General features: G+C 26.7%; 16 protein-coding genes, 2 tRNA genes and 1 other RNA gene. 17 read left to right on the top strand and 2 right to left on the bottom strand.

Annotated features, from left to right (window positions below):
* A tRNA-Val gene (locus ACIJYI_RS05430) sits at positions 1–75 on the top strand.
* A gap of 59 nt (positions 76–134) precedes the next feature.
* Positions 135–211 (top strand) — tRNA-Ile (locus ACIJYI_RS05425).
* Between the two features lie 56 nt (positions 212–267).
* On the opposite strand, the gene ACIJYI_RS05420 is transcribed toward ACIJYI_RS05425, so the two are convergent.
* Both ACIJYI_RS05420 and ACIJYI_RS05415 read right to left on the bottom strand, forming a co-directional pair.
* The gene (locus ACIJYI_RS05420; RefSeq protein ID WP_435113462.1) at positions 268–858 is read right to left on the bottom strand and encodes an MlaC/ttg2D family ABC transporter substrate-binding protein; all 591 of its coding nucleotides are present in this window, start codon (positions 856–858) and stop codon (positions 268–270) included.
* 18 nt (positions 859–876) lie between these two features.
* Entirely contained in the window at positions 877–1668 is a 792-nt protein-coding gene (locus ACIJYI_RS05415) for an MlaA family lipoprotein (protein ID WP_435113460.1), read from the bottom strand.
* Positions 1669–1768: 100 nt separating this feature from the next.
* Between ACIJYI_RS05415 and ACIJYI_RS05410 the strand changes: the two genes are divergently transcribed.
* The 15 genes from ACIJYI_RS05410 to ACIJYI_RS05340 all read left to right on the top strand — a co-directional run bounded on the left by ACIJYI_RS05410 (position 1769) and on the right by ACIJYI_RS05340 (position 17841).
* The gene (locus ACIJYI_RS05410; RefSeq protein WP_435113458.1) at positions 1769–2512 is read left to right on the top strand and encodes an N-acetylmuramoyl-L-alanine amidase; all 744 of its coding nucleotides are present in this window, start codon (positions 1769–1771) and stop codon (positions 2510–2512) included.
* Between the two features lie 41 nt (positions 2513–2553).
* Positions 2554–2911, top strand: an RNA gene (gene rnpB, locus ACIJYI_RS05405) — RNase P RNA component class A.
* A 253-nt stretch (positions 2912–3164) separates the two neighbouring features.
* A complete protein-coding gene (mraZ, locus tag ACIJYI_RS05400) occupies positions 3165–3632 on the top strand; it encodes a division/cell wall cluster transcriptional repressor MraZ (RefSeq protein ID WP_435113456.1) in 468 nt (155 codons plus the stop codon).
* A gap of 3 nt (positions 3633–3635) precedes the next feature.
* Positions 3636–5111, top strand: a complete 1476-nt coding sequence (gene ftsZ / locus ACIJYI_RS05395) for a cell division protein FtsZ (protein WP_435113454.1) — start codon at positions 3636–3638, stop codon at positions 5109–5111.
* 18 nt (positions 5112–5129) lie between these two features.
* Positions 5130–6140: a 16S rRNA (cytosine(1402)-N(4))-methyltransferase RsmH gene (gene rsmH / locus ACIJYI_RS05390; protein ID WP_435113452.1), complete on the top strand. Its 1011-nt coding sequence runs from the start codon at positions 5130–5132 to the stop codon at positions 6138–6140.
* Positions 6137–6442, top strand: coding sequence for a cell division protein FtsL (locus tag ACIJYI_RS05385; RefSeq protein WP_435113450.1), 306 nt, complete (start codon positions 6137–6139; stop codon positions 6440–6442). The genes rsmH and ACIJYI_RS05385 overlap by 4 nt, the downstream gene beginning before the upstream one ends.
* Positions 6442–8133, top strand: a complete 1692-nt coding sequence (locus tag ACIJYI_RS05380; protein WP_435113448.1) for a peptidoglycan D,D-transpeptidase FtsI family protein — start codon at positions 6442–6444, stop codon at positions 8131–8133. The genes ACIJYI_RS05385 and ACIJYI_RS05380 overlap by 1 nt, the downstream gene beginning before the upstream one ends.
* Positions 8134–8135: 2 nt before the next feature.
* Entirely contained in the window at positions 8136–10979 is a 2844-nt protein-coding gene (locus tag ACIJYI_RS05375; protein ID WP_435113446.1) for a UDP-N-acetylmuramoyl-L-alanyl-D-glutamate--2,6-diaminopimelate ligase, read from the top strand.
* Positions 10980–12065, top strand: a complete 1086-nt coding sequence (mraY, locus tag ACIJYI_RS05370) for a phospho-N-acetylmuramoyl-pentapeptide-transferase (RefSeq protein ID WP_435113444.1) — start codon at positions 10980–10982, stop codon at positions 12063–12065.
* Positions 12065–13369 (top strand): UDP-N-acetylmuramoyl-L-alanine--D-glutamate ligase, encoded by a 1305-nt coding sequence (gene murD / locus ACIJYI_RS05365; RefSeq protein WP_435113442.1) that lies wholly within the window; start codon positions 12065–12067, stop codon positions 13367–13369. Before mraY ends, murD begins: the two co-directional genes overlap by 1 nt.
* Positions 13356–14489, top strand: a complete 1134-nt coding sequence (locus ACIJYI_RS05360) for an FtsW/RodA/SpoVE family cell cycle protein (RefSeq protein WP_435113440.1) — start codon at positions 13356–13358, stop codon at positions 14487–14489. Before murD ends, ACIJYI_RS05360 begins: the two co-directional genes overlap by 14 nt.
* Positions 14486–15553, top strand: coding sequence for a UDP-N-acetylglucosamine--N-acetylmuramyl-(pentapeptide) pyrophosphoryl-undecaprenol N-acetylglucosamine transferase (locus tag ACIJYI_RS05355; protein WP_435113438.1), 1068 nt, complete (start codon positions 14486–14488; stop codon positions 15551–15553). Before ACIJYI_RS05360 ends, ACIJYI_RS05355 begins: the two co-directional genes overlap by 4 nt.
* The gene (gene murC / locus ACIJYI_RS05350) at positions 15543–16937 is read left to right on the top strand and encodes a UDP-N-acetylmuramate--L-alanine ligase (protein ID WP_435113436.1); all 1395 of its coding nucleotides are present in this window, start codon (positions 15543–15545) and stop codon (positions 16935–16937) included. Before ACIJYI_RS05355 ends, murC begins: the two co-directional genes overlap by 11 nt.
* Complete coding sequence (locus ACIJYI_RS05345; RefSeq protein ID WP_435113434.1) at positions 16937–17623, top strand: FAD-binding protein; 687 nt, start codon at positions 16937–16939, stop codon at positions 17621–17623. Before murC ends, ACIJYI_RS05345 begins: the two co-directional genes overlap by 1 nt.
* Entirely contained in the window at positions 17551–17841 is a 291-nt protein-coding gene (locus ACIJYI_RS05340; protein WP_435114754.1) for a hypothetical protein, read from the top strand. The genes ACIJYI_RS05345 and ACIJYI_RS05340 overlap by 73 nt, the downstream gene beginning before the upstream one ends.

Raw genomic sequence — 17841 nt, 5'->3', positions numbered from 1 at the left:
GGGCCGTTAGCTCAATAGTAGAGTACTGCATTGACATTGCAGGGGTAGTTGGAGCGTAACCAACACGGCCCACCATTTAACAATTATCTTTAATTGATAACTTTATAAAAATGATATAACTAATCCTAAGTTTTGGGCCTGTAGCTCAGTTGGTTAGAGCAGTACACTCATAATGTATTGGTCCCAGGTTCGAGTCCTGGCGGGCCCACCAAAAATACTTGATTAGATGCTATTTATTTTTAAGTAGAAATGTTTGAAAAAAATTAATTAATTATCAAATTCAGATAAGTTTTTTATCAAAGCGTCTATTTGACCATCATTAGAGTTAATAATTGATGAGAACTCCTCTTTTTGGGTTCGTGCAAGACTTAAGCCCTCAATAATTAAATCTCTAATAAGTAAATTCTCAGGATTTTTAGTATACACTCTCCACTCAATTTTAACTTCTGGCTTAGTATCTGTAGCAATTAAAGTACTTGATACTATTGTGTAGTTTTCATTAATTCTTTTTTGTGAATTTACCACAATTTCAGGATTAGAGTATTCAGCAAGTCGACTTGAAAAACTTTTCAAAAAATACTCTTTAAAAACAATTTGATAATTAGTTAATTTTTCTTTGCTTAAACCTTTTCTGTTAGCTCCTAAAGAATATAAGCCAAGTCCAGTTATATCCACAGTTTCTTTTGCAATTTCTTTTAGTTTTTCAATTCTTTCCTCTTTGCTTATATTTGAGCTTAGAGTTTTAGCAGCCTTGTTGACTGTTGATTTGATGAAAGTTTCAGGAGAAATTGAAAAAGCATGATTAGTATTTAAGATAAAGATAATACTAAAAATAAATAAACTTAGATATTTTTTCATTTTTTGTTTATGGTTATTTTATTTGGTATCTATTTCTTCCCAATCACTATCGTCCATTGTTTCTACTACACCTGTAGAATTAGAAATTTTCTTTTGTCTATCTTGTAAATATAAGCTTCTGACTGAAGCATAAAAATCCATAGAATTTTTTTCTAAATTATCTAGTGACTCAATATTTTTTGCTCTAAAATCTATTCCTGTTAATATTTTAGATGTCATATAAACTTTCTCACTTAAAAATTCATTATTACCGTTAACTGATGCATTATAATAAGGGTCACCACCCATTACGTTAATAAATGAGCCAGCTGTATCTCTTACAGTTGTTGGACCTAAAACTGGAAGGACAAGATAGCAACCTGGGCCAACTCCCCATCTTCCAAGTGTTTGGCCATAGTCTTCTCTTTCATATTCAGGAAACCCTAAACTTTGAGCAACATCAAATATACCTAGAATTCCAATTGTACTATTAACAAGTAGTCTACCCGTATTAATACCTGCTTTTCCAAGTTCACCTTGCAGAACATTATTTGGTATAGTGATTAGATTAGACAAATTATTTAGAACATTACCTGTACCAGTTCTGATAGGTGAAGGTAAAGTTCTATAACCTTTAGCAACTGGTTTTAAAATTAGTTTATCTAGTCCTTGGTTTAAAGAAAAAGTGGCTCTGTTTAGGGGTTCAAAGCAGTCTTTTGTAGTTTGATTAGCTTTATTCTTTTTGGTAAGCTTTAAATCACCATCAGATGCTGCAAAAGCATTAGTGGAAAGCAAAATAGCAGCTAGAAATAATTTAAAAAACTTTATCATAGTTAATTATTATATAATGCATATGCATCTAAAGTAAAACGAGATTTAGTACTAAAAATGTCTTAATTATGGCTATAAATAAACTTATACAAAGCTTAAAATGAGTATTAAAACAATTTTAAACTATTCTCCTAATTTTAATTCTAAAAAAAGAAACTTTAAACAAATAAAGTTTATTATTTTTCATTATACAGGAATGAAAAAAGAATCAGAAGCCATAAATAAACTAACTGAAATACAATCTGAGGTTAGCTGTCATTATTTAGTTAAAAATAATGGAGAGATAATCAAAATGGTTCCAGATTTATATGTTGCTTGGCATGCAGGAATATCTTCTTGGAAAAATATTAGCTCTCTTAACAATAATTCTATTGGAATTGAAATAAGTAATTCGGGGCATGAATTTAATTATAAACATTTTTCAAAAAAACAAATTAAATCTATTCTAATTTTAAGTAAATTTTTAATTAAAAAGTATAAAATAAATAAAAAAAATATTTTAGGCCACTCAGATATAGCCCCAAGTAGAAAAAAAGATCCTGGTGAAAAATTTCCATGGCAACATTTTGCAAAACAGGGGGTTGGCATTTGGCATTCATTATCAGCCAAACTTTCTAAAAAAAATAGAATGATAAAAGTAAGTTTGTTAGATAAAAAAAAATTTTTTAACAATATATTTAAAATTGGATATGCAAAAAAAAGTCCAAAAAATATTAAAAATGATAAATATTTTACATTCTTAGTTCAAGCTTTTCAGAGAAGATTTAGGCAAGAGTTGGTAAATGGCAAAATTGACAATGAATGTCTAATTATAAGTGAAAATCTTGCAAAAAAACTTAATTAAATTTTCTTGAAGTTTTTTAGTTTAATACTAAATTAAGACTGCCAGATAAACGATTTATCGCTTTAATTTTTAATTAAAGAGGAAAGTCCGGGCTCCACAAGGATGCAGTGCCAGATAATACCTGGCGGGGGTAACCCTAGGGATAGTGCCACAGAAAATAAACCGCCATAACATGGCAAGGGTGAAAAGGTGTGGTAAGAGCACACCGGTTCTATTGGTAACAATGAACGCTGGAAAACCCCACTGGGAGCAAGACTAAGTAGAGATGACATTGTTGAAAAACTAAAAGCCATCCTTGGCTAGTCATCAGGGTTAGTTGCTTGAGCTTAAGAGTGATCTTAAGCCTAGAGAAATGATAGGTTTAAATGACAGAACCCGGCTTATAGTTTATCTGGCAAAGTTATCCACATCATAAAATTAATTGAATTAAATGTTCTCGTTTTGATTCATTATTGAATCAATTTTGTTCTATTTTTTCAATTATTTGATGCATAGTTATTATTTTTAATAGCTTGATGTGCTTATTTCATTTGATACTAAAAAGTTACTAACAATAGTCAAAAATCGTGAAAAATCAGTATTTGACACGAAATAAATTTACCCATATATTCCCATATATTCCCAATTATGGAATTAAAAAATTATAAAATATATGTTTTTATCTACCTACGAGAACAAATTAGACAAAAAAGGGAGAGTGTCTGTGCCTGCAAGTTTTAGATCGTATTTATCAAACTTAGGATATAATGGCGTTATTTGTTATCCTTCTTTCAACAATTCATCTATTGAAGCATGTTCTCAAGATAGAATTGAAAAAATTTCCTCTGCAATAGAATCTTTAAATCCATTTGAAGAAAAAAGAGATTTTTTCGCAACATCAATTTTAGCAGAAAGTACAAATTTACAATTTGATAGTGAAGGAAGAATTTCTCTTTCATCAAAATTATTAAAACATGCAAAAATCAAAAATAGCATGCTGTTTGTTGGGCAAGGTCAAACTTTCCAAATATGGGAACCAACAGCGTTTGAAAAATTTAAGGTAGTAGCAAGAAAAAAAGCAAACCAGAATCGAGCTAACCTTAAATGGGAAAAACATTTCAACAACAATGAGGGGAAATAGCAGATGACAATTAACTTTAAAGCACCAGAAATTAAAGAATTACAACCACGACTTCTAGTAATGGGCGTTGGTGGAGCAGGTGGAAACGCAATCAATGAAATGATTGAAAATAATCTACAAGGTGTAGAATTTATAGCAGTAAACACTGATGCTCAGGATCTAAAGTTAAGTAAATGCAAAACAAGAATTCAGATTGGTTTAAATTTAACTAAGGGTCTAGGCGCTGGGGCAAAACTTGACATTGGCCAAGCAGCAGCAGATGAATCTTTAAATGAAATTGTAAATACTTTGCAAGGTGCAAATATGGTTTTTATCGCAGCTGGTATGGGTGGTGGAACGGGCACTGGTGCTGCTCATGTCATTGCTAGAGCTGCAAAAGAATTAAATATTTTAACTGTTGGGGTTGTAACTCTACCATTCTTATATGAAGGTCCCTCAAGAATGAGAAGAGCACAACAAGGTTTGGAAGAATTAAGAAAACATGTTGATACAATAATAGTTATTCCAAATCAAAATTTGTTTAAAATAGCAAATGAACAAACTACATTTGAAGACTCTTTTAATCTTTCAAATAATGTTTTAATGCATGGGGTTCAAAGTATAACTGATTTAATGGTTAGACCAGGTTTAATCAACCTTGATTTTGCTGATGTTGAAACTGTGATGGCATCAATGGGTAAAGCAATGATGGGAACAGGAGAAGCTGAAGGAGAAGGTAGAGCTCTAAAGGCAGCAGACATGGCTGTCAGCAATCCATTAATTGATGACTACACTCTTAAAGGTGCAAAAGGTTTATTGGTTAATATTACTGGTGGTAAAGACCTTAAACTTTTTGAGGTAGATGAGGCGGTAAACAAAGTAAGAGCTGAAGTGGATCCAGAAGCAGAGTTAATTATTGGTGCTATTACTGACTCTGAACTTGATGGTAAAATGAGAGTTTCAATTGTTGCAACTTCTTTAGATGGTCAACAACCAGAAACTAAATCTGTAATAAATATGGTTCATCGTATCCAAAATCGAAATCCTGGTTATTCAGATTTTACAAATGTGGGATCATCAGCGTCTTTCAACTTTTCAAACTCAATTTCAAACCCAGTCACTCATGGTGCAAACGCACTTAAACTTGAAAATGAGATAGTTCAAGAACAACAACAAGAAACCTCTAATTCTAATGTTGTTAATGATGAAATCATTCATAATACAAACATTGAAACACAAAGTGTTGTAGAAGACAGTTTAGTAAACGAAATGGAAAAATCATTTACTCAAGAAGCCATGGAAGAGCTACAAGAACCAATGGCAGAAGAAAACATGGAAGAAGATGTTTCAAATGACTTAAAAGAATTTGGTGTTGATTCTGAGGCTCCAGATTTATTTAGTTCTGAAGCAGAAAATTCGAGTGCAGAAGAATTATTATCTTCAAATGATGAAGAGGATGATCTTGAAATACCAGCATTCCTAAGAAGACAAAAAAATTAATGGTCTTCGAAGAAATAAATGGAAGCCACCATAGTACCGAAAGTGCAAAAGCATTATCCGGTACTGCTAAAAGAAATTATTAGCATTATTACCCCTCATTATGGTGGCACATTTATTGATTGCACTTTTGGTCAAGGTGGCTATTCAAAAAAAATATTAGAATTTGAGAATACTAAAGTAATTGCTCTTGATAGAGATATTGAGAGTGAAAAAAAAGCAAATCAAATAAAGGAAAACTTTGGAGACAGATTTGTATTTAAAAATATAAAATTTAGTCAGCTTAACAATCTAAAATTAAAACAAGAGGAAGTTAAAGGTGTAATCTTTGACCTTGGATATTCATACACACAAATAAAAGATCCCAAAAAAGGATTATCATTTGAGTCTGTTGGTAGCTTAAATATGCAAATGGGTTTGAACAATTATTCAGCTGAAGATGCAATAAATAAACTTGATGAAAAAGAATTGGAAAAAATATTCAAATTTTTTGGAGAAGAAAAAGAGAGTAAATTTATTGCTAAAAATATTATTAAAGAAAGATTAAAAAATAAAATAGATACACAATCTCTTGTTAAAATCATAGACAAAACAAAAAGAAAAAAAAACTTTAAAGTAAACAGTGCAACAAAAGTTTTTCAAGCACTTAGAATATTTGTGAATAAAGAAATTAGTGAATTAATTTTTGGTCTTATTAATGCAACTAAAGTTCTTAAAAAAGATGGAGTTCTGGCAGTCGTCACATTTCATTCACTAGAAGATAAAATTGTAAAATATTTTTTTAAAAGTCTTTCAGAAAACAAAAGTATTTCAAGATATGTGCCTGTTACAGAACAAGCAGAAACCTTATTCAAATTGGTTGAAAAAAAAGCAATTATTCCAACAGAAGCTGAGATAAATGAAAATTTGCCATCTAGATCAGCAAAGCTGAGATATGTAATAAAAAAAAAAAATTTTTATGATTTTGAAACAGATATTCATGAACAATTTAAAAATTTAATTGAAATAGAAAATTTTGGAGAAAAATTGTGAAAAAGATTGGCTTAATTGCGGTCATTTTTTTATTAATCTTAACAACTGCAATAATTAAGAATTCAGCAAAAAAAACAGAGGACAAAATTTTTACATCAAAAGAAAACCTAAGAGTCCTTAATTCTGAATTTGAAAAGATTAAACTAGAACATGACTATCTTAGCTCTGCAGAAAAACTATTAGAATATCAATCACAATATTTTGAAGATGAATTAATACAAAAAAATATTGAAAATATAAAAATATTTAAAATTCAAGATAAAGAAAAAAAAATTCAGAATTTAAAAATAACTAAAGAATAATGAAAAAGACAAGATCAAAAATTATTATTGAAGATTATAGAAATAATTTTATTTATAAAAAAAATGAAACAAATCTTAATATTCAATTTAATAGAGTAGCCTTCATATTTTTTATATTTTTTATTATTTATCTAATTTATGCTATTCATTTAATTCATCTTGGTTCAAGAAAATCAAAAATAAACAATCTTAACAGTACGCCAATTTTTAACGATAAACTTTATAGAGCAGATATTACTGATATAAATGGCAATTATTTGGCAAAAACAGTTAAATCAATTGATATAGGCATCAAAACATCTGATGTAATTAATAAAAAAAAACTTTTACTAAGTTTAAATATCATATTTCCAAATAAAAATTTTAGTAAGATCAAAAAACAGCTTGAAACAAAAAAATTCTTTTGGTTAGAAAAGAAAATCTCAGAAGAAAAATATGAAAAATTAATGAAACTTGGAGATAAATCAATAAAACCTGAGGAAAGAGTTTTAAGAATTTATCCTCAAAAAAATCTTTTTAGTCATACTATTGGCCAGATTGATGATGATAATAATGGAATTTCAGGATTAGAAAAATCATTTAATAAAATTCTAAAAAAATCTAAAAGTCCAATTATGCTTACAGTTGATAAAGATTTACAGTTTTTAATACGAAAAGAGTTAATTAAATATCAAGAAATTTTTAGAAGCAAAGGTAGTGCAGCTATATTGATGAATGTAAATAATGGAAATATACTCTCAATTGTTTCATTACCTGACTTTAATCCAAATGAAAGACAGAATATAACTGACATTAATTTTATTAATAGAGTTACAAAAGGAACATATGAATTAGGTTCTGTTTTTAAAGTGTTTACATTTGCAAGTGCTTTAAATGAAGATTTGATAGAACCTCAAACTGAATTTTTAGACTTACCAAAATCTATTCGTTGCGATAAACATAGAATAGGTGAGTATGATAATGAGATACCATCTGATTTAACAGCTGAACAAATTTTAATTAGATCAGGAAATATTGGTTCAGTTAGAATTGGTCAAAAAATTGGACCAGAAAAACATAAGTCGTTTTTAGAAAAAGTAGGTGTATTAAGTTCAATTGATTTTGATATAGAAGAAGTAGCTCCTCAAAAAAACTATAGTTTTGGAAAATGTAAACTAGCTACAGCCTCATTTGGTCACGGTATTGCAACTACAATTCTTCAGTTAGCAAAAGGCTACGCAGTAATATCCAACGGTGGATTTGATGTTAAACCAACACTAATTCAACATAACGCTAGAAAAATAAAAAAAGGTGATAGATTACTAAAAAAGGGAGTTTCTAAAAAAGTAGTAACGGTTTTAAGAAAAATTGTGAACACAGAAGAGGGTACAGCAAAATTTGCCAATATACCAAATTATGAGATAGGTGGAAAAACTGGAACCGCAGATCAGCCAAAAGATGGCTCTTATTCTGAAGCTAAGATAAATACATTTGCTTCAATATTTCCAACCTCAAATCCACAATATGTATTTGTAGTTATGTTAGATACACCACAAAAATCAAAAGACTATTATTATAAATATAGACATCAAAAAGGTGGGTGGAAAGGAACTTTATATAACACAGCAGGATGGACATCAGTTGAAGTTGCTGGAAAAATAATGGACAAAATTGGGCCTATTTTAGCCACAAAATATATAGAAGTTAATTAACCATGCTCCTAGGTAATTATTTTCAAAATATTAATGATAATTACAAAAAATTTTCTTTTTCAGGTATTTCGTTTGATAGCAATCAAATAAATAAAAATTATATTTTTTTTGCGATTAAAGGAAATAGAACTGATGGGAATGATTTTATACAAACAGCAATTCGTAATGGAGCTAAAATTATTATAACCGAAGAAAAAATTAATGGGTTAAAAAATGGTATTCTATTTATTCAATCAAAAAATATTAGAAAGTTATTAGCTGAAGTTTCGTTTAAAATTTATAATAATATACCTAATAATATCATTGCAGTTACTGGAACTAATGGAAAGTCATCGATTGCAGATTTTTATTATCAAATATTATTTTTAAATAATAAAAAAGTTGCTTCTATTGGAACTTTAGGAGTTAAATCAAAAAAATTAAAAATAGATTTATTTAATACAACAATAGATCCAATTAGATTAAGTAAAATTTTATGTAACTTAAAAAAACAAAATATAAACAATGTTATTATGGAGGCATCTAGTCATGGATTGGACCAAAATAGACTAGATGGACTATTTTTTAGTACTGGAATATTTACAAATTTATCACAAGATCACTTAGATTATCACAAAAATATAAAAGATTATTTAAAGGCTAAACTTTATTTATTTAATCATTTAATTATAAAAAATGGAAATGTTATAACTGACGAAAAAATACCCGAATTTAAAAAAATTAAAAAAATTACAATAAATAAAAATTTAAATCTTTGTTTGTTAAATGATAAAAAAAATGATTTTAAATTTTTATCACATAATTTTGATGGAGAAGGACAATTATTAAAAATTAAACACAATAATTTAATATACAACGTTAAACTTAACTTGATCGGAAAAATTCAATTAAAAAATATATTGATGGCAGTTATTGCAGCAAAAAAAAGCAATATAGAGATTAGAAAAATAGTTGAAGTTATACCAAAGATTAAATCTGTAGAAGGCAGATTTGAAAGAATTGGTATGATTAAAAACAGATCTAAAGTAATCTTGGATTACGCGCATACACCAGATGCTTTGAAGACTTGTCTTAAAAATTTAAAGGAGCAGTTTCCCAATCATAAGATTAATATAGTGTTTGGATGTGGTGGAAATAGAGATCAAGACAAAAGAGTTAAAATGGGAAGGATTGCCGACATTTTTTCAGATCAAATATATCTTACTGACGACAATCCTAGGTTAGAACTGCCCAGTAAAATAAGAAAGGATATAAAAAAGGGAATAAGAAAACAAAAAATATTGGAGTTTCCAAATAGGGCAAAAGCAATTTCTGAGGCAATTAGTCAATTAAATACTGGAGAAATTTTACTTGTAGCTGGTAAAGGACATGAAACGGTTCAAGAAATTGGTGTAAAAAAAGTATTTTTTTCAGACAAAAAAAACATTTTAAGTGCAATTAAAAAAAAAAATTTATCTTTATCAGACAACTTAAAGGTAAATATAATTAACGAGCTTTCAAAAAAAAAAAGAAAACTTTCTAAAATTTATTTTAATCAGGCAAAAATTAATTCCAAAGAAATAAATAAAGATGATATTTTTTTTGCAATTAAAGGAAAAAAAAATGATGGAAATAAATTTATTAATGAAGCTTTTAACAAAAAAGTATCAATAGCAGTAGTTAATAAAATTGACAGAAACAATAATATTAATCGTCAAATAAAAGTTAGAGACACTCTTAAATTTTTAACGCAAAGTTCACAAATTTATAGACAAAATATAAATACAAAAATTATCGCTATTACAGGAAGTTGTGGAAAAACTACCTTAAAAGAATTATTGGGTAGTTCGTTAAAAAAAATATCTAAAGTTAGTACGTCACCAAAATCATACAATAATAAATATGGTGTTCCTTTAAGTCTTTTTAATATTGATCAAAAAGATCAATATGGAGTTTTGGAAATTGGCATGGATAAGAAAGGGGAAATTGACTCTCTATCAAAGATTATTCAACCAGATGTTAGTGTAATCACAAATATTAATTATGCCCATGCAAAGAATTTTAGCAATATAAGACAAATTGCTTTGGCTAAATCAGAGATAATACATAATACTAAAAATAATGGCTTCATCGTTTTAAATGCAGATGATAAGTTTTTTAATTTACATAAAAAAATAACTCTTAAAAGAAACCTAAAATTTTTATCATTTAGTATCAAAAAAAAAGACTCAAATGTTAAACTTATAGATATAAAAAAAGCTGGTAAAAAGTTCAAAGCAATAATTAGAATTAATAATTTAAGAACTCATTTTTTTATTTCTAATGACTTTGAAAACAATATTCAAAATATTTTAGCTACATTAACTGTAATGAGTATTTTTATAGATATATCTAAATTAGCTAAAGATATATTTGTCAATTTCAAAACTCCAGAAGGAAGAGGTGATTTTTCAAAAATTAAATTTAAAAATAAAAATTTAAATTTGATTGATGAAAGTTATAACTCAAATCCATTATCTCTTAAATCTGCAATACTAAATTATGATAAATTAGACTCAAAAAAATCAAAAAAATATTTACTTCTTGGCGATATGCTTGAGCTTGGAAAGCATTCTAAAAAACTTCATCAATCTATTGGTAAAATAGTTAACAGCACTAAAATAGACAAAGTCTTTGTTAAAGGAAATAAAATCTTACATACCTTTAACTCCATTTCAAAATTAAAAAGAGGCAGAATTTTAAATACAAACTCTCAAATTATTAATTTGATTAAAAATGATTTAAATAATAAAGATTATCTTATGGTTAAGGCCTCAAATGCGACAGGATTCAACAAGATATTAAATAATTTAAAAGGGCTTAAATAAATGCTTTATCAGTTTCTATTAAATTTTATTGATATTTTTGGTTTTTTAAATGTATTTAAGTATATAACTTTTAGAACTGGGTTATCATTATTTACCTCGTTGGTAATTGTTTTGTTAATCGGAAGACCTTTTATCAATTTTTTTTCCTATAGAAAAATTTTAGATCCTATACGAGATGATGGACCAGAAGATCATATTATAAAAAAGATTGGCACACCAACAATGGGAGGAGTGATTATCTTATTTGGATTATTGGTTTCTGTTTTATGTTGGGGAGATCTATCAAATATTAATATCTTATTTTGTATTTATATAGCAATCTCATTTGGTTTGATTGGAGCATTCGATGATTATAAAAAAATACAACATAATAATTCTTCAGGTATTTCATCTAAATCTAAAATATTATCACAAATTTTGATAACAATTTTGGGAATAAGTTTTTTTGTTTATTTTGTAAATTATCAAGATATCACTAATTTATATTTTCCATTTTTTAAAAATTTAATAATTAACCTTGGGTGGTTTTTTATTCCTTTTTCTGTCTTTGTAATTGTTGGATCTTCTAATGCAGTAAATCTAACAGATGGGCTTGATGGACTAGCCACAGTACCAGTAATTTTGGTTGCGGGATGTTTTGCATTTATAAGTTATGTAACTGGAAATATTGTTTTTTCAGATTATTTACAAATTCCTTATATTGAAGGAACAGGTGAGGTTTCAATTTTTTGTGGAGCAATCATTGGATCATGCCTAGGTTTTTTATGGTTTAACGCACCACCAGCAAAAATTTTTATGGGTGACACGGGCTCTTTAGCTCTTGGTGGTTCTTTAGGAGCAGTTGGAATAATCACAAAGCATGAAATTGTTTTAGCAATAACAGGTGGATTATTTGTACTTGAGGCAGTTTCAGTAATGGTTCAAGTAATTTCTTTCAAACTGACTGGAAAACGAATTTTTAGGATGGCACCAATACACCATCATTTTGAAAAAAAGGGATGGCCAGAATCGACCATTGTTATTAGATTTTGGATTATTTCAATTATTTTAGCAATGATAGGTTTAGCCACTTTAAAACTAAGATAATGAAAAAAAATACAAATATTTTTTTAAGAAAAAAAATATTGATATATGGACTTGGCAAAAGTGGTGTCTCATCTTATAAATTTTTAAATGACAAAGCTGAAGTTTATTTATTTGACGACAATTTAAAAAAAAAGTTTAATTTAAAGATAAAACAAAACCTAAAAAATTTCAAAGAAATATCAAAAATTAAATTTGATAAAATTATTATTAGTCCAGGAATTGATATTTCAAATTGTAGATTGTCTAAAATTTTAAAAAAAAATTCTTCTAAAATCTATACTGATCTAGATATATTCTATTCGTTTTATAAAAACAAAAGTTTTACTATTACAGGGACTAACGGAAAATCTACTACAGCTAAAATTTTACACAAAGTTTTGGTTGATCAAAAATATGACGCAAGACTAATTGGCAATATTGGAAATCCTGCTTTATCTGAAAAAAAAATTACCAAAAAAACTGTATTTGTAATAGAAGCCTCATCCTACCAATTAGATTATAGCAAAGTATTTACATCTAAATATGCAATAATATTAAATATAAGCCCAGATCATTTAGAGAGGCATAAAAATTTAAAAAATTATGTTAATGCAAAATTTAAGCTATTAGCTTCTCAACCAAATAAATCTATAGCTTTTGTTAAAAAAAATGATCCACTGATTAATGAAACTATTAACAAAAAAAATTTTAAACAAAAAATTATTAGAGTTGACTCATTAAAAAATGATAAAATGTTAAAACAACTTAAAAATAGATACTTCTTATCCTCTGGTAATAAAGAAAATTTATCTTTTATTTTAAAAATTTCAAAAATATTAAAATTAGATGATAAAGATTTATTAAGAACTTTGAATCAATTTAAAGGATTAAAATATCGACAACAAATTATTTATGAAAATAAAAAATTAACTATCATTAATGACTCGAAATCAACTAGTTTTGCTTCATCAGAGAATTTATTAAAAAGTTTAAAAAATGTTTATTGGATTTTGGGAGGTATTCCTAAAAAGGGGGATAAATTTAAATTATTAAAAAAAAATTGTGAAAACCTGAAAGCTTTTATTTTTGGCAACAATTATAAAGAGTTTAGAAAAAATTTGAAAAATAAAATTTCTGTTAAAAATGTAAAAAAATTAGAGGATGCATTAAATGAAATATTCTTTGATATAAGAAAAAATAAATTAAGAAAAAATATAATTTTTTTTAGTCCTGCTGGTGCATCATTTGATAGCTTTAAAAATTTTGAAGATAGAGGTGAATATTTTAATCAATTAGTTAAAAAATTTATTAATGCAAAACGATAGTTTTTTATATAAATTTTATTATGAATGGTGGAAAAATATTGATAAATCAATTTTTCTAATAATTACACTTTTATTTATAATTGGTTTATTTTTTTCGTTAGTTTCAACTTCATTAATTGCTTCAGATAAATTGGATACAAACAGTTATTTCTTTTTTTTTAAGCATTTAATTTATATTTGCATTGGGATATTTATAATTTTCGTTTTTTCTTCAATTAATACTGAGCAATTATTTAGATATTCAATTATTCTTTTTTTTGTTGCTTTAATATCTTTGTTTCTTGTTCCAATTATTGGTATCGAGGTAAAGGGATCAAAAAGATGGATAGACCTGTTTTCTTTGCCACGATTCCAACCCATTGAAGTATTAAAACCTTTTTTAATTATTATGTTGGCCACTATTCTTTGCAATAATAAAAACTCTAATCTTTATATTAAATATTTGTTATCTGTAATTTTAATATCTATCATTTCTTTATTATTAATCATGCAGCCTGATATAGGTCAAACACTACTTGTAGTTTTTTCTTGGGCAGTTTTAATTTTTACTTCTGGTATTAATATTTTTTTTCTTTTTGGTTTTTCTTTATTTGTATTAAGTCTTTTCAGTTACTTAATCATCTATGTGCCTAAATTTGATTATATACAAGGTAGAATTTTTTCCTTTTTTAATAGGGATATCGGTGCACATAATTTTCAATCCGACAAAGCGATTGAATCTATTACTAGTGGAGGTTTTTTTGGTAAAGGAATTGGAGAGGGAACATTAAAAAATAGAGTACCAGAGGCTCATACTGATTATATTATTTCAGTAATTTCAGAGGAGTTTGGTGTAGTTGCAATAATATTAATATTGATATTATTTTTAACACTTATTTATATGGTTTTTAAAAGAATTAATTATGAAAAGAATGAGAAGATTAAATTAGTTTTAATTGGTTGCGTTAGTTTAATTTTAATGCAGGCTACAATTCACGTTGGGGTTAATATTAGATTGTTTCCAACAACAGGAATGACATTGCCATTTTTGAGTTATGGTGGATCTTCGATAGTAAGTGTATCAATATTATCTGGAATAATTTTAAATTTAACCAAAAGAAAAATAAATCACCAAAGATGAAGAAAAAAATTTTAATTACTACAGGAGGTTCAGGTGGACATGTTTTGCCAGCAATCACAATTTATGATCATTTAAAAGTTGAATATGATGTTCTGATTTCTACTGACTTAAGAGGGTATAAATATTTAGATAGTGATATTTATAAAGTTTTTGTGGTCAACACTCCTAAATTAAATAAATTAATTTTACTTCCTTTTGCAATCATAAAAGTATTTTTTTTAACTTTTAAATCTTTATTTTTATTAAAAAGAGAAAAAATAGAAATTTTAATTTCAACGGGTGGGTATATGTCTTTACCATTATGTTTGGCTGCAAAAGCGGGAAATATTAAAATTTTTTTATTAGAACCAAACATGATTATTGGAAGAGCAAATAGATTTTTTTTAAATTTTTGTGAAAAGATCATATGTTATGATAGTAATATTATTGGTTTTCCAGATAAATTCCAAAATAAATTGAAGATATCACATCCATTAATAAGAAAAAAATATTTTGACATGAACTATAAGGCTAATGTTGATAGAATATTTACAATTATAATAATTGGTGGAAGTCAAGGAGCTAAAATATTTGATGAAATAGTTCATGAGTCAATTCTAAAAATATCTAAAACAAAACCGTTAAAGATTATTCATCAAACAAATAAAAAGAATGTACATTTTTTAAAGAAATTTTATACAGACAACAAAATTGAAAATATTATTTTTGATTTTGAAGAAAATTTAAATGTTCTTTTAGAACAGTCAGATTTATGCATTACTAGGGCAGGTGCATCGACTCTAGCAGAAATTTCTCTTTTAAATATTCCTTTTATTGCTATCCCGTTGCCAACAGCAAAAGATAATCATCAGCTTAAAAATGCTAATTATTACAAAGATAAGAATTGTTGCTGGGTTATAGATCAAATTAACTTTGATAGGGTAAAATTTGAAACTTTTTTATTAGATATTTTGAATAATAAAGATGATTTTTCTGAGAAAAAAAAGAACTTAAAAAATTTAAATTATCAAAATACTTGGAATAATGTTAATCAAAATTTATTGAAGATTATAAATGAAAATTAAATTAGCAAAATCAGAAATAGTACACTTTGTAGGTATCGGTGGTATTGGAATGAGTGGATTATCATTAATAATGAAAGGTAAAGGATTTAAAGTTCAGGGAAGTGATATAGCCAACAATAAAAATATTGAAAGATTGAAGAAAGAAAAAATAAAAATTTCAATTGGTCATAAAAAACAAAATATTAACAAAGCAACAATAGTAGTTATTTCTTCTGCAATTAAAAAAAACAATCCAGAATTAATTGAGGCTAAAAAAAAACAATTACCAATTTATAAAAGAGGTGAAATGTTGGCACACATAGTTTCTTTAACAAAAAATATTGTAGTTGTAGGTTCGCATGGAAAAACAACCACAACTTCATTAATAGCCTCTATTTTTCAGGAAACTAAAATAGACCCAACTATAATTAATGGGGGTGTAATTAATTCTATTAATAATTCTGCAAAATTAGGTAAAAGTGATTGGTCTATTTTGGAAGCGGATGAATCTGACGGAAGTTTTGTTTACATTCCTCCAACATACTCAATTATAACTAATATCGATAGAGAACACATGGATTTTTATAGTTCCATGGAAGAACTTAATGAATATTTTATTAAATTTGTAAACAAAGTCCCATCTTTTGGAAAATCATTTATCTGTTTGGATGATAAAAATAATAAAAATTTAATCAAGAATTTAGATAATAAAAATTATTATACATATGGTTTAGACCAAAAATCAAATTTTTGTATAAAAAATATAAAACAGTTTAGACAATATTCTGAGTTTGATTTGAAAATAATCTTACCAAATAAACGAAATAGATTAATAAAAAGAATTAGAATTCCTTTATTAGGTGTTCATAATATTTTGAATTCAGTTGCAGCTGCAGCATTATCGATCACTGTTGGATTAACAGTTTCTAATATTAAAAAAGGATTAAAAAATTTTAAAGGAGTGCAGAGAAGATTTAATAAAATTTTCACATACAATAAAGTTGATTTTTTTGATGATTATGCACATCACCCAACAGAAATTAAGGTAGTTTTAGATGGAGTAAGCAATGTCTACGATAGTTATGAAAAAGTATGTATTTTTCAACCACATAGAATTTCGAGATTAAAAGATTTAAAAAAAGAATTTACCTATGCTTTTAAAGGTGCAGATAAAGTGATTTTATTTCCGATTTATACTGCTGGAGAAAAAATTAAGTTAGGTTTTAGTTATTTGAATTTTGCAAAAGAATTAATTAAAAATTCAAAAGTTAAAGTATTTTTAATTGATGATAAATTTCAATTAGCAAAATATATTAAGAATAATATTTATGGAAAAAAAATAGTTATTGGAATGGGTGCAGGTTCAATTTCAACATGGATGAGAGAGTTACCTAAATTATTATAATGAATATTAATCTTGAGGAATTATCATCAGAATTTAATGATAATGTAAAATTTGATTATGATTTAAAAAAAAAGAATTGGTTTAATATAGGTGGTAAAACTAAGATTTATTACAAAGCACATAATTTAAAGGACTTAATCAAATTTGTAAAAAAAATAGATGAAAAAGAAAAAATATTTATTCTTTCTGGTGGCTCAAACACTCTTATAACTGACAAAACATATAACGGAGTTGTAATTAAACTTTCAAGAGATTTTAATAACATTTCACTTTTATCTGATGAAATAATTATAGCAGGAAGTGCTGTTAGCGATAAATCTCTTTCAGAATTTGCTATGAATAATAGTTTAGGTGGATTTGAATTCCTCTCTTGTATACCTGGCACTGTGGGTGGGGGAATAAAGATGAATGCAGGATGTTTTGATAGAGAATTTAAAGACATATTAATATCGATACAAGCAATTAATAAATCAGGACAAGTTATAACAATACCAGTAAAAGATATCAATTTTGAATATAGAAATAGTAAATTGTCAGATGATTTAATATTTTTAAGCGCATCTTTTAAGGGTTATAAAAAAAAATTAGATATAATTAAAAATGAGATGATTGAATTAAAAAAAAAAAAGAGGAAGCACAACCCACTAGAATTAAAACTAGTGGAAGCACTTTTAAAAACCCTATAGGCCAAACAGATAAAAAAGTTTGGCAGTTGATAAAGGAGTCAGTGTCACTAAAAAAATCCTTTGGTGATGCATGTATTTCTGAAAAACACTGTAATTTCTTTGTTAATAAAGGAAATGCTAAATTTGAAGATATGAAAAAATTAATAGAATTTGTATCTGAAAGTGTTTTAAAAGAAACAGGGATTAAGTTAGAAACAGAGATTAAAATTTTAGAATAA

The organism is Candidatus Pelagibacter bacterium nBUS_36 (assembly GCF_051201215.1).
Lineage (GTDB): Bacteria > Pseudomonadota > Alphaproteobacteria > Pelagibacterales > Pelagibacteraceae > Pelagibacter.
Note: the sequence above shows the minus strand (reverse complement) of the source record. Positions and strands in the feature narration are given on the sequence as shown.

What these genes read in the sequence shown, in the direction of transcription:
- mraZ (WP_435113456.1), top strand. Translation starts at nt 3,165, where the DNA reads ATGTTTTTATCTACCTACGAGAACAAATTAGACAAAAAAGGGAGAGTG.
- murC (WP_435113436.1), top strand. Translation starts at nt 15,543, where the DNA reads ATGAAAATTAAATTAGCAAAATCAGAAATAGTACACTTTGTAGGTATC.
- mraY (WP_435113444.1), top strand. Translation starts at nt 10,980, where the DNA reads ATGCTTTATCAGTTTCTATTAAATTTTATTGATATTTTTGGTTTTTTA.
- murD (WP_435113442.1), top strand. Translation starts at nt 12,065, where the DNA reads ATGAAAAAAAATACAAATATTTTTTTAAGAAAAAAAATATTGATATAT.
- ACIJYI_RS05360 (WP_435113440.1), top strand. Translation starts at nt 13,356, where the DNA reads ATGCAAAACGATAGTTTTTTATATAAATTTTATTATGAATGGTGGAAA.
- ftsZ (WP_435113454.1), top strand. Translation starts at nt 3,636, where the DNA reads ATGACAATTAACTTTAAAGCACCAGAAATTAAAGAATTACAACCACGA.
- ACIJYI_RS05420 (WP_435113462.1), bottom strand. Translation starts at nt 858, where the DNA reads ATGAAAAAATATCTAAGTTTATTTATTTTTAGTATTATCTTTATCTTA.
- ACIJYI_RS05345 (WP_435113434.1), top strand. Translation starts at nt 16,937, where the DNA reads ATGAATATTAATCTTGAGGAATTATCATCAGAATTTAATGATAATGTA.
- rsmH (WP_435113452.1), top strand. Translation starts at nt 5,130, where the DNA reads ATGGAAGCCACCATAGTACCGAAAGTGCAAAAGCATTATCCGGTACTG.
- ACIJYI_RS05380 (WP_435113448.1), top strand. Translation starts at nt 6,442, where the DNA reads ATGAAAAAGACAAGATCAAAAATTATTATTGAAGATTATAGAAATAAT.
- ACIJYI_RS05415 (WP_435113460.1), bottom strand. Translation starts at nt 1,668, where the DNA reads ATGATAAAGTTTTTTAAATTATTTCTAGCTGCTATTTTGCTTTCCACT.
- ACIJYI_RS05410 (WP_435113458.1), top strand. Translation starts at nt 1,769, where the DNA reads ATGAGTATTAAAACAATTTTAAACTATTCTCCTAATTTTAATTCTAAA.
- ACIJYI_RS05375 (WP_435113446.1), top strand. Translation starts at nt 8,136, where the DNA reads ATGCTCCTAGGTAATTATTTTCAAAATATTAATGATAATTACAAAAAA.
- ACIJYI_RS05355 (WP_435113438.1), top strand. Translation starts at nt 14,486, where the DNA reads ATGAAGAAAAAAATTTTAATTACTACAGGAGGTTCAGGTGGACATGTT.